At 62.4% G+C, this 14796-nt stretch carries 10 protein-coding genes; 3 read left to right on the top strand and 7 right to left on the bottom strand.

Annotated features, from left to right (window positions below; translation table 11 throughout):
- Nucleotides 1-85: 85 nt before the first annotated feature.
- From IAE39_RS03980 to IAE39_RS03970, 3 genes are all read right to left on the bottom strand, one after another.
- The gene (locus tag IAE39_RS03980; RefSeq protein WP_201199606.1) at nucleotides 86-337 is read right to left on the bottom strand and encodes a hypothetical protein; all 252 of its coding nucleotides are present in this window, start codon (nucleotides 335-337) and stop codon (nucleotides 86-88) included.
- Nucleotides 338-545: 208 nt separating this feature from the next.
- Nucleotides 546-1463, bottom strand: a complete 918-nt coding sequence (locus IAE39_RS03975) for an RHS repeat-associated core domain-containing protein (RefSeq protein WP_236548398.1) — start codon at nucleotides 1461-1463, stop codon at nucleotides 546-548.
- Between the two features lie 176 nt (nucleotides 1464-1639).
- A complete protein-coding gene (locus IAE39_RS03970; protein WP_003251307.1) occupies nucleotides 1640-1801 on the bottom strand; it encodes a hypothetical protein in 162 nt (53 codons plus the stop codon).
- Between the two features lie 140 nt (nucleotides 1802-1941).
- On the opposite strand from IAE39_RS03970, the gene IAE39_RS03965 reads away from it, so the two are divergent.
- From IAE39_RS03965 to glgB, 3 genes are all read left to right on the top strand, one after another.
- Nucleotides 1942-3960 carry an alpha-1,4-glucan--maltose-1-phosphate maltosyltransferase gene (locus tag IAE39_RS03965; RefSeq protein ID WP_201199604.1) on the top strand — a complete coding sequence of 673 codons (2019 nt, stop codon included), beginning with the start codon at nucleotides 1942-1944 and terminating at the stop codon, nucleotides 3958-3960.
- 189 nt (nucleotides 3961-4149) lie between these two features.
- Nucleotides 4150-7467, top strand: a complete 3318-nt coding sequence (gene treS, locus IAE39_RS03960; protein ID WP_201199603.1) for a maltose alpha-D-glucosyltransferase — start codon at nucleotides 4150-4152, stop codon at nucleotides 7465-7467.
- Nucleotides 7468-9678 carry a 1,4-alpha-glucan branching protein GlgB gene (gene glgB, locus IAE39_RS03955; RefSeq protein ID WP_201199602.1) on the top strand — a complete coding sequence of 737 codons (2211 nt, stop codon included), beginning with the start codon at nucleotides 7468-7470 and terminating at the stop codon, nucleotides 9676-9678.
- 117 nt (nucleotides 9679-9795) lie between these two features.
- Here the strand turns inward: glgB and IAE39_RS03950 are convergent, their stop codons facing one another.
- The 4 genes from IAE39_RS03950 to IAE39_RS03935 form a co-directional block, all read right to left on the bottom strand.
- Entirely contained in the window at nucleotides 9796-10872 is a 1077-nt protein-coding gene (locus IAE39_RS03950) for an autotransporter domain-containing protein (RefSeq protein WP_201199601.1), read from the bottom strand.
- Between the two features lie 303 nt (nucleotides 10873-11175).
- A complete protein-coding gene (locus IAE39_RS03945; protein ID WP_201199600.1) occupies nucleotides 11176-12000 on the bottom strand; it encodes an endonuclease/exonuclease/phosphatase family protein in 825 nt (274 codons plus the stop codon).
- Between the two features lie 193 nt (nucleotides 12001-12193).
- Nucleotides 12194-14347 (bottom strand): glycogen debranching protein GlgX, encoded by a 2154-nt coding sequence (gene glgX, locus IAE39_RS03940; RefSeq protein ID WP_201199599.1) that lies wholly within the window; start codon nucleotides 14345-14347, stop codon nucleotides 12194-12196.
- Between the two features lie 157 nt (nucleotides 14348-14504).
- Nucleotides 14505-14789: a DUF2934 domain-containing protein gene (locus IAE39_RS03935; RefSeq protein WP_201199598.1), complete on the bottom strand. Its 285-nt coding sequence runs from the start codon at nucleotides 14787-14789 to the stop codon at nucleotides 14505-14507.
- Nucleotides 14790-14796: the final 7 nt, after the last annotated feature.

Below are 14796 nucleotides of genomic sequence, written 5' to 3'. Positions count from 1 at the left end.
ACCCGCTCCTACAGGGATCGCGCTGCATTCAAGCCCTGCGCGGTCCCCCGTAGGAGCGGGTTTACCCGCGAAGAGGCCAGCAAAATCACCGAGATTTCACAGCCGTCCATAACGCTTCAGCCAACTCGCTGATTGTCATGTTTGAGTTTTGCCTGAAACTGACATCAAAGTCATCACGCAAATCCTCAGTCGCCTCTTCGAGAATGTCTTCATCCAGTTCGTCAAGCCGCGTGTATGCGTCGATGCCCAGCTTTCTGAACAGGGCATCTTGAAGGCTCTGCAAAACGTACCCCTCATACGCGTCGCGTTCATCGTCCGACATCACGTCTTGTTCCATGGCGCGTCTCCTGCATTGGTTGGGAGGCTCATCATCGAAACAACGTGGGCCCCGCGCTACTGGCAAAAATATCAGGTCCCGAGGTCCGCATGCGCGAGATCTGCGTGGCGGAGATTGCGGCTATATCCGTACCTTGGGAACTTCCTTGTTCAAAAAGTTTAACTGGCCACTTCACGGGCGGTGAAATGTGGGTGCTGCCATTCCGTCGCTAGCTTCTTATTCTGCGGGAATCAGCACCTGGCGCTTGTGTGTCGTATGGGCTGGTGCCCGTATCTGGGTAGTATGTGACAGGCCCAGCATCCAGATATCTCTCGGGTGTGAGCATCATATGAATGATAGGTTTTGTCTCATGCGCTCCTTTTTTTAAGTTTAACCGGTCGGTAAATGCAATCACGGGTTTGTCGATGATATTGGAAAACCGCTGGGCGAATGAAATGTTCGGAAAATCGGGGCCATTGGTTGCGGTGCTCGCGCCGCCATAACAATTTGCGAGCAGAACAGGGCCATCTAGCAGCTCAACGCCACGTTGATAAAGAGCCTCTGCAAGCTTCTCGGGTGTGTAGCCCCCAAGCTTGTTGCCGTCACCGTGCCCCCACATCCATGTCATGTCGTTCTGCGAGCTGCCCTCACTTTGGCCGGAGAATACAATAACGCTCTTGAAAGGACTTCCTTTTGTCTTTTTTCCGAAAGTTCTAAATGTGGATGTTGCATTGAGTTTATGCGGAAGAAACTCTCCGATGCCTCGCCCAGTTGGATCTGCTAAATTTACTGGGTCTCCCGATACAAACGCGTAGGCATTGATGCCGCCGTAACCGAAAGGGCTGAACCGATCAGGGGTATTGAATCTCATGATGATGGGGCTGTAAACCCGATACCCATTGCCGAGCAAATAACTCGCTGTTATTTCTTCACATCGCTCTCCTTTGAAAGCGACGGGCAGCGAATTTTCATTCAATAGATATCCGTAAGGGGTATAAGCCATCTGCTGGGTGCGTGAAAGAGTCGAATAGCTTACAGCTGAGTGTTGGTGATCAACGGCGCTGAACTTTATGCTGGTGCCTTCTGGAGTACTGTACTTCACGGCCATGCTGCGTTGCTGGAGCCGCATCAGGCTGACAGTACCCATAGGGCTTGCCATCGTTACGCAGGATGACCCTTTATAAAAATAGTGTTTCACAGTATCCCCCAAGTCAGAAACGGCGTATGTGTGGCCCAGGCAGCGCCCTCAGCGCTGCCCTGCAACGGTATGCCCTTGGGGGGCAGGAAACTACTGGCAAAAATATCAGGTGCCGTGGTCTACCCTTAAGCCTTCACCGGTGGCTCCTGGCTCGGCGGGTCGCCTACCGTCGGCGGTACGGTCGGCTTGATCGGCAGCTCGTCCGGGTCTTCCTCGGGCACGGGCGGCGGCAAGCTTGGGTCGTCGATGTTCGGATCGGGGGTTTCCGGTGGAATGGGAATGTTCATGGGCCTGACCTCGCGTGGGTGAATGAAGAGGTGCTGCAGGCTTCGACTTTGCGCAGCTGCCATTCGCTCAATTTTTTTGAACCCCACGCCTGTACCCGGCTCTGAACCCTTACCGCCACCAGCCTGAGGGAGCAAGGTCGATGTCACGAAACGAGCCCTTTGAAAGCGTGCCCATGGCGAACGATCACCCGGACCAGGCCATCAGCCTGTCCCAGGCGCTGTTGGCGCCGCGCATCGTGATCGAAGACACCCAACCCGTGCTCGACGCCGGCACCTTTGCCGCCAAGGCCGTTAGTGGCCAGCCGGTGGCCGTCAGCAGCAAGGTCTACAGCGATGGCCACGACCGCCTTGCAGTGGTGCTCAACTGGCGCCAGGCGCACAGCCGGCGCTGGCATTGCGTGCCGATGCAGTCGCCGGGCAATGACCTGTGGCTGGCCGAGTTCACTCCCACCGAGTTGGGCCCGCACCTGTTCAGCATCGAGGCCTGGATCGACCCGTTCGCCACCTACTGCCACGACCTGGAGAAGAAGTACCACGCCGGTGTCGAGGTGCGGCTGGAACTGGAAGAGGGCCGCTTGATGCTGGGCCAGGGCATTGCCTTGTGCAGCGGCGCCCTGCGCGAGGAACTTGAGGCTGTGCTGCAGCGCCTGCCTGCGCTCAGTACCGATGACCAGGTGGCGCTGTTCCTCGACCCCGTCACCGCCCGCCTGATGGGCGAAGCCGAACACCGCAGCTACCTGGCCCGCAGCCGGGAATTTCCGGTCGATGTCGACCGCCCGGCGGCGCAGTTCGCCAGCTGGTACGAATTGTTCCCGCGCTCGATCACCGACGACCCCCAGCGCCACGGCACCTTCAACGACGTGCACGCACGGCTGCCGATGATCCGTGACATGGGCTTCGATGTGCTGTATTTCCCGCCCATCCACCCCATCGGCATGCAGCACCGCAAGGGTCGCAACAATGCACTGACTGCCGAGCCCGGAGACCCGGGCAGCCCTTATGCCATCGGCAGCGCCGAGGGTGGCCACGAGGCGATTCACCCGCAGCTGGGCAGCCGCGACGATTTCCGCCGACTGGTGGCTGCGGCTGCCGGGCACGGCCTGGAAATCGCCCTCGACTTTGCCATCCAGTGCTCTCAGGACCACCCTTGGCTCAAGGAGCACCCAGGCTGGTTCAGCTGGCGCCCCGACGGCACCATCCGTTACGCCGAGAACCCGCCAAAAAAATACCAGGACATCGTCAACGTCGACTTCTACGCCCCCGATGCCGTGCCCAGCCTGTGGCTGGCCCTGCGCGACGTGGTGGTCGGCTGGGTGGAGGAGGGCGTGAAAACCTTCCGCGTCGACAACCCGCACACCAAGCCGCTGCCGTTCTGGCAATGGCTGATCGCCAATGTGCGCAGCCAGCACCCTGACGTCATCTTTCTCGCCGAGGCGTTCACCAAGCCTGCGATGATGGCGCGCCTGGGCAAGGTCGGCTACGCGCAAAGCTATACCTACTTCACCTGGCGCAACCACAAGCAGGAGCTGCGGGAGTACTTCGAACAGCTCAACCAGCCGCCCTGGAGCCAGTGCTACCGCCCCAACTTCTTTGTCAACACGCCCGATATAAACCCGTTTTTCCTGCACACCTCCGGGCGCGCGGGTTTCCTGATTCGCGCTGCGTTGGCGACCATGGGTTCGGGCTTGTGGGGCATGTATTCGGGCTTCGAACTGTGCGAAAGCGCGGCATTGCCGGGCAAGGAAGAATACCTGGACTCGGAGAAATACCAGCTGCGCCCGCGCGACTTCAGCCAGCCCGGCAACATCATTGCCGAGATCGCCCAGCTCAACCGCATCCGCCGGCAGAACCACGCCTTGCAAACGCATCTGGGCGTGGCGTTTTTCAATTGCTGGAACGACAACATCCTGTATTTCGCCAAGCGCACGCCCGAGCGCGACAACTACATTCTGGTTGCAATCAGCCTCGACCCGCACAACGCCCAAGAGGCGCATTTCGAGTTGCCGCTGTGGGAGCTGGGGCTGGACGACAACGCCGAAACCTACGGCGAGGACCTGATGAACGGCCACCGCTGGTCGTGGTACGGCAAGACCCAGTTCATGCGCATCGAGCCCTGGCACCAGCCGTTCGGTATCTGGCGTATCGAAAAGGCCCGTTAGTACGGCGTACATCATTCCCTGTGGGAGCGGGTTTACCCGCGAAACAGACACTGCGGTCTATGGCACCGGCTTTGCCGGTGTTCGCGGGTGAACCCGCTCCCACAGGGAATGCGCCAGTTTCGGCAATTTGGGCAAGCCAGCTGCATTTGCAAGTGGCCTAGGCAAACCCGGAAATGAAAGGAGTCACCCATGGCCAAGCGTTCCCGCCCGGCAGCCTTCATCGACGACCCGCTGTGGTACAAGGACGCCGTCATCTACCAGCTGCACATCAAGTCGTTCTTCGATTCGAACAACGACGGCATCGGTGATTTCGCCGGCCTGATCAGCAAGCTCGACTACATTGCCGAGCTGGGCGTCAATACCTTGTGGCTGCTGCCGTTCTACCCTTCGCCACGCCGCGACGATGGCTACGACATCGCCGAATACAAGGCCGTGCACCCCGACTACGGCAGCATGGCCGATGCCCGCCGCTTCATCGCCGAGGCGCACAAGCGCGGCCTGCGGGTCATCACCGAGCTGGTCATCAACCACACCAGCGACCAGCACCCGTGGTTCCAGCGCGCCCGCCACGCCAAACGCGGCAGCAAGGCCCGCGACTTCTACGTGTGGTCGGATGACGACCAGAAGTACGACGGCACACGCATCATTTTCCTCGACACCGAAAAGTCCAACTGGACCTGGGACCCGGTCGCCGGCCAGTACTTCTGGCACCGCTTCTACTCGCACCAGCCAGACCTCAACTTCGACAACCCGCAGGTGCTCAAGGCGGTGATCGGGGTGATGCGCTTCTGGCTCGACCTGGGTGTCGACGGCCTGCGCCTGGACGCCATCCCGTACCTGATCGAGCGCGACGGTACCAACAACGAGAACCTCGCCGAAACCCACGACGTGCTCAAGGCGATCCGCGCCGAAATCGACGCCAACTATCCCGACCGCATGCTGCTCGCCGAAGCCAACCAGTGGCCGGAAGACACCCGCCCGTACTTCGGTGAAGGCGACGGCGACGAATGCCACATGGCCTTCCACTTCCCGCTGATGCCGCGCATGTACATGGCACTGGCCATGGAAGACCGCTTCCCGATCACCGACATCCTGCGCCAGACCCCGGAAATCCCCGCCAATTGCCAGTGGGCGATCTTCCTGCGCAACCACGATGAGCTGACCCTGGAAATGGTCACCGACCGCGAGCGCGACTACCTGTGGAACTACTACGCCGAAGACCGCCGCGCGCGCATCAACCTGGGGATTCGCCGGCGCCTGGCGCCGCTGCTGCAGCGTGACCGCCGGCGTATCGAACTGCTCACCAGCCTGCTGCTGTCGATGCCCGGCACACCCACCCTGTACTACGGCGACGAGCTGGGTATGGGCGACAACATCTACCTCGGCGACCGCGATGGCGTGCGCACCCCCATGCAGTGGTCGCCGGACCGCAACGGCGGTTTTTCCCGCGCCGACCCGCAGCGCCTGGTGCTGCCACCGGTCATGGACCCGCTGTACGGCTACCAGACGGTCAACGTCGAAGCACAAAGCCACGACCCGCACTCATTGCTGAACTGGACCCGGCGCATGCTGGCGGTGCGCAAGCAGCAGAAGGCCTTTGGCCGCGGCACCCTGCGCACCCTCACACCCAGCAACCGGCGCATCCTCGCCTACATACGCGAATACACCGATGCCGACGGCAACACCGAGGTCATCCTGTGCGTGGCCAATGTCTCCCGCGCCGCCCAGGCTGCCGAACTGGAATTGTCACAATTCGCCGACAAAGTACCGGTGGAGATGCTCGGCGGCAGTGCCTTTCCGCCCATCGGCCAGCTGCCGTTCCTGCTGACCTTGCCACCCTATGCTTTCTACTGGTTCCTGCTGGCCAGCCGCGACCGCATGCCCAGCTGGCACATCCAGGCCACCGAGGGGTTACCCGAATTGACTACATTGGTACTGCGCAAGCGCATGGAAGAACTGCTGGAAGCACCTGCCAGCGAAACGTTGCAAGGCACCATCCTGCCGCAGTACCTGCCCAAGCGCCGCTGGTTTGCCGGCAAGGAAGGGCCGATCGACGCCGTGCGGCTGTGCTACGGCGTGCGTTTCGGTACCGCTACCACGCCGGTATTGATGGGCGAAATCGAAGTGCTCAGCGACGGCGCGGCCAGCCGTTACCAGTTGCCGTTCGGCCTGCTGCCCGAAGAGCAGATCAATACAGCGTTGCCACAGCAACTGGCCCTGTCGCGGGTGCGCCGTGCCCATCAGGTTGGCCTGATAACCGACGCTTTCGTGCTGGAACCCTTCATCCGCGCCGTGCTGCGCGCCTGCCAGGATGGCCTGCGCCTGCCGTGTGGCAATGGCGAGGGTGAGCTGCACTTCGAAAGCACGCAGGCACTGGCCAGCCTGGCGCTGAATGAAGAAAGCGAAGTGCGCTACCTCAGCGCCGAGCAGTCCAACAGCTCAGTGGTGATTGGCGACCGCGTGGTGCTTAAGCTGATCCGCCGGGTCAACCCGGGTATTCACCCGGAACTGGAAATGAGCGCCTACCTGACCGCCGCCGGCTTTGCCAATATCTCGCCACTGCTGGCCTGGGTCAGCCGGGTGGACGAGCAGGCGGCACCGCATTTGCTGATGATCGCCCAGGGTTACCTGAGCAACCAGGGTGATGCCTGGGCCTGGACCCAAAACACCCTGGAGCGGGCCATTCGGGACCAGATGGAGCCGTCCAGCCTGGAGGGCGATGCACACACCGATGCCCTGGCCGAACTCACCGGCTTTGCCGCCTTGCTCGGCCAGCGCCTGGGTGAGATGCACCTGTTGCTGGCTGCGCCCACCGATGACCAGGCCTTCCAGCCGCGCCCAAGCGACGCCCAGGACAGCCAGCGCTGGAGCGCACAGATCAGCGCCGAGCTGACCCATGCCCTCGACCTGCTGGCCCAGCACCGCGACAGCCTCGACCGCAACAGCCAGGCGCTGGTCGACGACCTGCAACAACAGCGTGACGGCCTGGCCCAGCACATCAGCCAACTGACCGAGCAGGCCCAGGGCGGCTTGTTGATGCGCGTGCATGGCGACCTGCACCTGGGCCAGGTGCTGGTGGTGCAGGGCGATGCCTACTTGATCGATTTCGAAGGCGAACCGTCCCGGCCGCTGCAAGAACGCCGGGCAAAACACAGCCCCTACAAGGATGTCAGCGGCGTGCTGCGATCCTTCGACTATGCTGCTGCGATGATCTTGCGCAGCGCGTCTGCGGTGGACCTTTCCGACCCGGCGCGGCAAGCCCGGCAACGGGTCGCCCGGCAGTACCTGCACCAGTCGCGGCATGCCTTTGTCGAAGCTTATGGCCTGGCCACCGCCGCCATGCCCCACGCCTGGCAGCAGGCCGAAGGCGAGCGTGCGGCACTGGAGCTGTTCTGCCTGGAAAAGGCCGCCTACGAAATTACATACGAAGCCGAAAACCGTCCGAGTTGGCTGGCCGTGCCTTTGCATGGCCTGCATGGACTGATCAGTACCTGGGGAGAGTCATAGATGAATGCAACCACGCGTGAAAACGGCGGCCTTCGGCAACGGGACCTGGACGCCCTGGCCCGCGCCGAGCACGCCGATCCATTTGCGGTACTGGGCCCCCATGGCGATGGCGCGGGCGGCCAGGTCGTCCGCGCCTTCCTGCCCAATGCCCTGAATGTGCGCCTTCTGGCGCGGCACGACGGGCGCGTCCTGGCCGAAATGGAGCAGGGCAGCCTGCCGGGTTTGTTCAGTGCGCACCTTGATGAGGCACAGCCCTACCAGTTGCAGATCGGCTGGGCCGGTGGCGAGCAGATCACCGAAGACCCTTACAGCTTTGGCCCGCAACTGGGCGACATGGACCTTTACCTGTTCGCCGAAGGCAACCACCGTGACCTGTCCGGGCGCTTTGGTGCGCAGCCGATGCAGGCCGATGGTGTTGACGGCGTATGTTTCTCGGTGTGGGCACCGAACGCCAAACGGGTTTCGGTGGTGGGCGACTTCAACAACTGGGATGGCCGCCGCCACCCGATGCGCCTGCGCCATAGCGCCGGGGTATGGGAGCTGTTCATTCCGCGGCTGGGCGTGGGTGAAACCTACAAATACGAAGTGCTCGGCAAGGACGGCATTCTGCCGCTGAAGGCCGACCCGCTGGCCCGCGCCACCGAACTGCCACCGAGCACCGCGTCCAAGGTTGCCGGTGAGCTCAGCCATGCCTGGCAAGACCACGACTGGATGGCGCAACGTGCGCAGCGCCATGCCTACAGCGCGCCACTGTCGATCTACGAACTGCACCCCGGTTCCTGGCGTTGCGAGCTGGACGAAGCGGGTGAAGTCGGTCGCTACTACAACTGGCGCGAGCTGGCCGAACGCCTGGTGCCCTATGTGCAGGAACTGGGCTTTACCCATATCGAACTGCTGCCGATCATGGAACACCCGTTCGGTGGCTCCTGGGGCTACCAGCCGCTGTCGATGTTCGCCCCCACCTCGCGCTACGGCAGTGCCGAGGACTTCGCCGCTTTCATCGATGCCTGCCACCAGGGCGGCATTGGCGTACTGCTGGACTGGGTACCGGCGCATTTCCCCACGGACGAACATGGCCTGGCGCGCTTCGACGGCACGGCCCTGTACGAATACGACAACCCCCTGGAAGGCTACCACCAGGACTGGAACACGCTGATCTACAACCTCGGCCGCAATGAGGTGCGTGGTTTCATGATGGCCTCGGCGCTGCACTGGCTGAAGCACTTCCACATCGACGGCCTGCGTGTCGATGCGGTGGCCTCGATGCTGTACCGCGACTATTCGCGCAAGGCCGGTGAATGGGTGCCCAACCGCCACGGCGGGCGCGAAAACCTCGAAGCCATCGACTTCATCCGCCACCTCAATGGCGTGGCTGCCGTCGAGGCCCCCGGGGCGCTGATCATCGCCGAGGAGTCCACCGCCTGGCCCGGCGTCAGCCAGCCGACCCAGCAAGGCGGGCTGGGCTTTGCCTACAAGTGGAACATGGGCTGGATGCACGACACCCTGCACTACATTCAGAACGACCCGGTGCACCGCACCTTCCACCACAACGAGATGAGCTTCGGGCTGATCTATGCCTATTCCGAGCATTTCATCCTGCCCATCTCCCACGACGAAGTGGTGCACGGCAAGCACTCGCTGATCGACAAGATGCCCGGTGACCGCTGGCAGAAGTTCGCCAACCTGCGTGCCTACCTCACCTTCATGTGGGCGCACCCGGGCAAGAAGCTGCTGTTCATGGGCTGTGAGTTCGGCCAGTGGCGCGAGTGGAACCACGACAGCGAACTGGACTGGTACCTGCTGCAGTACCCCGAGCACCAGGGCGTGCAGCGCCTTGTCGGCGACCTCAACCGCCTGTACCGCGAGGTGCCGGCGCTGCACGAGCAGGACTGCCAGCCGCAGGGTTTCCAGTGGCTGATCGGTGACGATGCGCAAAACAGCGTGTACGCCTGGCTACGCTGGAGCAGCAGTGGCGAGCCGGTGCTGGTGGTGGCCAACTTCACCCCGGTACCGCGCGAGGGCTACCGCATTGGGGTGCCGTTTGGTGAGCGCTGGCAGGAGCTGTTGAACAGTGATGCGCAGCTGTATGCCGGGTCGAATGTCGGCAACCTTGGGGCGGTGGCCAGTGACGAGGTGGCTAGCCATGGTCAGCCATTGTCGCTGGCCCTGAACCTGCCGCCGCTGGGGGTATTGGTGATGAAGCCCGCCTGATCTGGTGCCTGTACCGGCCTCTTCGCGGGTGAACCCGCTCCCACAGAGGGCGCACAAGTTTCAGTCCTTGTACGTACCCTGTGGGAGCGGGTTTACCCGCGAAAGGGCCAAACTTGCCTACCACCGCATCCGCACCCCCAGGCTACCAATCAGCCCATTCAAATCATTGTCATCCACATCACTGCTGTAATCGGCACTCACAAACAAGGCCACCGAAGGTGTCACCCGCGCCACCAGCCCCAGGCCCAGTTCCACCGTGGTCGAATACCGCGAGCTGGAAATCTTGTCGACCTGGTCCAGCTTCACCTCATCGGCATTGCTGAAGTCATACCACACGTTGGTCCGCACATACGGTTCGATCGGCATGCCACGCACCTCATAACGCCCGGACAACTTCGCCCCGACCCGTCCACTCCAGCTCGGCTGGCTGTCAAACGCCTGCAAGGTCTCTTCCTGTACCCGGCTGCCAGGGAAGAACTGCTGGTTGATCAACTGCGCCTGTGGCTCGATCACCCAACTGCCACCCAGCTTGATGGGAATGCCACCTTCGAGGGAGAAGGTCATGGCGTGGCCGCTGTCGTCCAGCCGCTGGCCGCTCTCGCCGCGGCCATTGACGTCGATGCGCGAGCCCATGGCCACGGCATCCAGGTGCCAACCCTGTTCATGGGTCATGCTCCAGTACACCCCCAGGCTTTCACCGCTCAGGTTCACCGCATTGCGCTGCTTGTCGCCCAGCAGTGGGCGCATGCCGTTGAAGCTGCTTTGCAGGTTGTTGTGCCCGACGAAAATCCCCGCACGGTGCACATTGCCTGCAGCGGTTTCACGCACGAACAGGTCCGGGCCGATCATCAACTGCTGGCTGGGTGCTTCAAGCTGGTCTGGCGGCTGTGCACCGTTGTGTGCGCCGGCAGGAAAGAACTGCGCCCACTGGCTGGCGGTCAGGTCAGGGGCCGCTTGCCCGTGGCGCTCGCTCATCCTTTGCGAAAATGCATCCAGGGTGGCGATGTTCAAAGCACTGGCGCTGACCGGGTCCAGCGATAGCTGTGGCACTGCCGTCTGCTGCAGAAAGCCCGGCGAAGCAGGGTCGCCCTGCAGTTCGAACGCGAAAGTTTCCACCGGGGTTGCCAGAAGCAGCGACGTGGAAACCGCGTAGAAAAGACGTTCGAAGCGCAACGGGCCCGAGGTGTTTTTCATGGCGGATCTCCTTTGTTCTTGTGGGGTACAGCCCAATGGACCTGGCCTGTTGTCACGAGCTGTACGGCAAAAACAGAGGGCGACGCAAACCAGCACGCCGGCTTTCGCAAACGCGCACAAAGGCGCGAGCTAGAGGCCCGGCACGAGATCATTACGACTAGGTAATGTTCAGCTAAGGAGAGGTAGCCGCTTGCGTCAAGAAAACGTGAAGGAACTGTTCAAGCTCCGTGGCGGGGCTCAAACCGTTGATTTTCCGAGCAAACGAGTAGGGTATAGCGGGGTTCGCTATTTGCCGTGTTGCGGCTATGAAGAATGATTGCTAGAGCCGCACTCCTGGAGCCGCACTTCAACCGCCAACGGCAGGTGATCTGACAGGTGCGACCAAGGTTTGTGCCCCAGAATCCGCGGCCCATGGCTTTCGGCATTGCGCAGGTAGATGCGGTCCAGGCGCAGCAGCGGCAAGCGGGCAGGGTAGGTGCGGGCGAGGTGGCCATGGTGGCGCTCGAAGGCCTCGTGCAGGTCACTCTGCAAACCGAGGGTACGGTTGCCGTGAGCCTTCCAGTCGTTGAAGTCACCGGCAATGATCACCGGAGCATCGGCGGGCAGGGAATCGAGCAGTTTGCGCAGCAGTTGCAGTTGTTGCTGGCGGTGGCTTTCCAGCAGTGACAGGTGCACACACACCGCGTGCACCGGACCTTGCCCGGGTACATCGAGAATGCAGTGCAGCAGGCCGCGGCGCTCGGGCCCGGTGATCGACACATCAAGGTTGCGATGTTCGATGATCGGGTACTTGGACAGCAGCGCGTTGCCGTGGTGGCCGTCGGGGTAGACCGCGTTGCGCCCGTAGGCGAAGTCGCTCCACATGCTGTCGGCGAGAAATTCGTACTGTGAGGTCTGCGGCCAGCCGGGGTAGCGTGCGGCGTGGCGGTCGTGGCTGCCGAGCACCTCCTGGAGGAAGACGATGTCGGCCTGGGTGCTGCGCACCGCCTCGCGCAGCTCCGGCAGGATGAAGCGCCGGTTGAAGGCGGTGAAGCCCTTGTGGGTATTCACCGTCAGTACCCGCAGCCGCTTCACGGCCGGGGCCTGGTTGACGCTGGCGAAACCTCTACTGCCGGCTTCGGGGTTCACAAATCCTCCGGGTAATTTTGCTGACTGCAAAGACGAAACCCTGTGGGAGCGGGTTTACCCGCGAATAGGCCCTATCAGGCATTCGCGTTGTCTGTTCTGACGCATTCGCGGGTAAACCCGCTCCCACAGATCCCGCTCCCACAGATACAGCATTTGGCTTTCAATCTCTACGACCTGCCCCGGTCATCTCGGTTCACTCTTCGTCGTGCTGCAACACCATCAGCAACATCGAGCGCCCCTTCACTTCGAAGGTGCTGTCGAACTGCAGGTGCTGCCCCTTGCGCAGCTCTGGCCGGTCGGTATCGACCAGGCAACTCCAGTAATCGCCTTCCGGCACGCTCGGCAACTTGAACGGCACCACATCATGGTGGGCATTGACGATCAGCAGCACGGTAGCTTCGGCCCCGGGCCGGGCGATGCCACTGACCTGGGCGCGGCCATCGATCAGCATGCCCAGGCAGCGCCCGTGCGGGTCTTCCCATTGCTCCACGCTCATCTCGCTGCCATCCGGCGCCAGCCAGGTCACGTCCTTGACCCCGATCGCTTCATTGTAGTCACCCACCAGAAAGCGCGAACGGCGCAGCACCGGGTAGGCCAGGCGCAGGCGGGTCAGGCGCTTGACGAACGCCAGCAGCTCTTCGCCTTCCTGGTCCAGGTCCCAGTTCACCCAGCCAATCTCGCTGTCTTGGCAGTAGGCGTTGTTGTTGCCGTGCTGGGTACGGCTGAACTCGTCGCCGGCAACGATCATCGGCGTGCCCTGGGCCAGCAGCAGGGTGGCGAAGTAGTTGCGCATCTGGCGCATGCGCAGGGCGTTTACCCCCGGGTCGTCGCTCGGCCCTTCGACGCCGCAGTTCCACGACAGGTTGTTGTCGGTGCCGTCCTGGTTGTTCTCGTCGTTGTCTTCGTTGTGCTTGTGGTTGTACGACACCAGGTCGCGCAGGGTAAAGCCGTCGTGGGCGGTGATGAAGTTGACCGACGAATAGGGCCGCCGGCCGCGGTTGTTGAACATGTCACCCGAGGCGGTCATGCGTGCGGCAAAGTCGGCCAGTTGGCCTTCGTCGCCTTTCCAGAAGGCGCGGGCAGTGTCGCGGAAGCGGTCGTTCCACTCTGCCCAGCCCGGGGCGAAGTTGCCCACCTGGTAGCCGCCGGGGCCGCAGTCCCACGGCTCGGCAATCAGTTTAACCTGGCTCAGCATCGGGTCCTGGCGGCAGGCGACCAGGAAGCCGTGGCGCTCGCTGTAGCCGTCGTGGTAGCGGCCAAGGATGGTCGCCAGGTCGAAGCGGAAGCCGTCCACGTGCATTTCGCCGGCCCAGTAGCGCAGCGAATCGGTGACCAGTTGCAGCACGCAAGGGTGGCTGAGGTCCAGGGTGTTGCCGGTGCCGGAATCGTTGATGTAGTAGCGCTTGTCGTCCGGCATCAGGCGGTAGTACGAGGCGTTGTCGATGCCGCGCATCGACAGGGTCGGGCCGCGCTCGTTGCCTTCGGCGGTGTGGTTGTAGACCACGTCGAGTATCACCTCCAGCCCGGCATCGTGCAGGTGCGCAACCATCTCCTTGAACTCGGCGATCTTGCCGCTGGCCAGGTAGCGCGGGTGTGGGGCGAAGAAGGCGATGCTGTTGTAGCCCCAGTAGTTGTTCAGGCCCTTGTCCAGCAGGTGCTGGTCGTTGACGAAGGCGTGGATCGGCAGCAGTTCGATGCTGGAAACACCCAGGTCCTTGATGTGCTTGAGCAGCTCGTCATTGGCCAGGCCGGCGAAGGTGCCGCGCAGGTTTTCCGGCACCGCCGGGTGGCGCATGCTGATGCCGCGGGTATGCGCTTCGTAGATGATCGTGCGCTCCCAGGGGATCAGCACGCGCTGGTCGCGGCCCCAGGTGAAGGCCGGGTCGATCACCTTGCACTTGGGCACGAACGGCGCGCTGTCACGCTCATCGAACGACAGGTCGCCATCGGGGTGGCCGATGGTGTAGCCGAACAGCGCTTCGGACCACTGCAGGCTGCCGACCAGTTGCTTGGCATACGGGTCGATCAGCAGTTTGTTGGGGTTGAAGCGGTGGCCGTTCTCTGGCTCGTAGGGGCCGTATACGCGGTAGCCATAGACCAGCCCGGGGTGGGCGTCGGGCAGGTAGCCGTGGTAGATCTCGTCGGTGTATTCGGGCAGCTCGATGCGCTCGATTTCCTGCTCGCCGGTGGAGTCGAACAGGCACAGCTCGACCTTGGTGGCGTTGGCCGAGAACAGGGCGAAGTTCACCCCAAGGCCATCCCAGGTGGCGCCGAGTGGAAAGGGCAGGCCTTCGCGGATGCGCGATGGGGCAACTGAGCGGGTTTTCTTTGGGGTGCGGGGGCTCATGGCAATCCTCTGGTGGCCGTGGTGGAAAGGGAGGGAGTGATGCAGTCCTGCACTGGCCTCTTCGCGGGTAAACCCGCTCCCACAAAAAACCGGTAATCCAGACCCTGGCGGTAATCGATGTAGGAGCGGGTTTACCCGCGAATAGGCCCGAACAGGCTTATCCAGCTGTAGGCTTTTTCACCGCCCGAGGCTTTTTAGCTGCCGCTGGTTTAACCCCCGGCAGCGCAGCCACCTTGGGCTCAGCCGGCGCCTTAGGCTGCGCCGCTACCTTGTCCTTGGCCGGCGCCCGCTTGCGCGGCGCTGCCTTGGGCGCCAGGGCCTCGGCCTCGGCCAGCTTGCGGGCCATGTCCCAGTGGCGGTCTTCCTGGCCGGCCGGCTTACCTTCGGACTCCCAGATCTGGTAGGCAAATTCGCGAATACGCTTTTCATCGACACTCATCATGACGCTC

Source organism: Pseudomonas sp. S37, assembly GCF_016658545.1.
GTDB lineage: Bacteria > Pseudomonadota > Gammaproteobacteria > Pseudomonadales > Pseudomonadaceae > Aquipseudomonas.
Note: the sequence above shows the minus strand (reverse complement) of the source record. Positions and strands in the feature narration are given on the sequence as shown.

Bases quoted from the DNA above. Each gene is read 5' to 3' on its own strand.
- IAE39_RS03980 (WP_201199606.1), bottom strand. From the start codon at position 337: ATGGAACAAGACGTGATGTCGGACGATGAACGCGACGCGTATGAGGGG.
- IAE39_RS03975 (WP_236548398.1), bottom strand. From the start codon at position 1,463: ATGGGTACTGTCAGCCTGATGCGGCTCCAGCAACGCAGCATGGCCGTG.
- IAE39_RS03970 (WP_003251307.1), bottom strand. From the start codon at position 1,801: ATGAACATTCCCATTCCACCGGAAACCCCCGATCCGAACATCGACGAC.
- IAE39_RS03965 (WP_201199604.1), top strand. From the start codon at position 1,942: ATGTCACGAAACGAGCCCTTTGAAAGCGTGCCCATGGCGAACGATCAC.
- treS (WP_201199603.1), top strand. From the start codon at position 4,150: ATGGCCAAGCGTTCCCGCCCGGCAGCCTTCATCGACGACCCGCTGTGG.
- glgB (WP_201199602.1), top strand. From the start codon at position 7,468: ATGAATGCAACCACGCGTGAAAACGGCGGCCTTCGGCAACGGGACCTG.
- IAE39_RS03950 (WP_201199601.1), bottom strand. From the start codon at position 10,872: ATGAAAAACACCTCGGGCCCGTTGCGCTTCGAACGTCTTTTCTACGCG.
- glgX (WP_201199599.1), bottom strand. From the start codon at position 14,347: ATGAGCCCCCGCACCCCAAAGAAAACCCGCTCAGTTGCCCCATCGCGC.
- IAE39_RS03935 (WP_201199598.1), bottom strand. From the start codon at position 14,789: ATGATGAGTGTCGATGAAAAGCGTATTCGCGAATTTGCCTACCAGATC.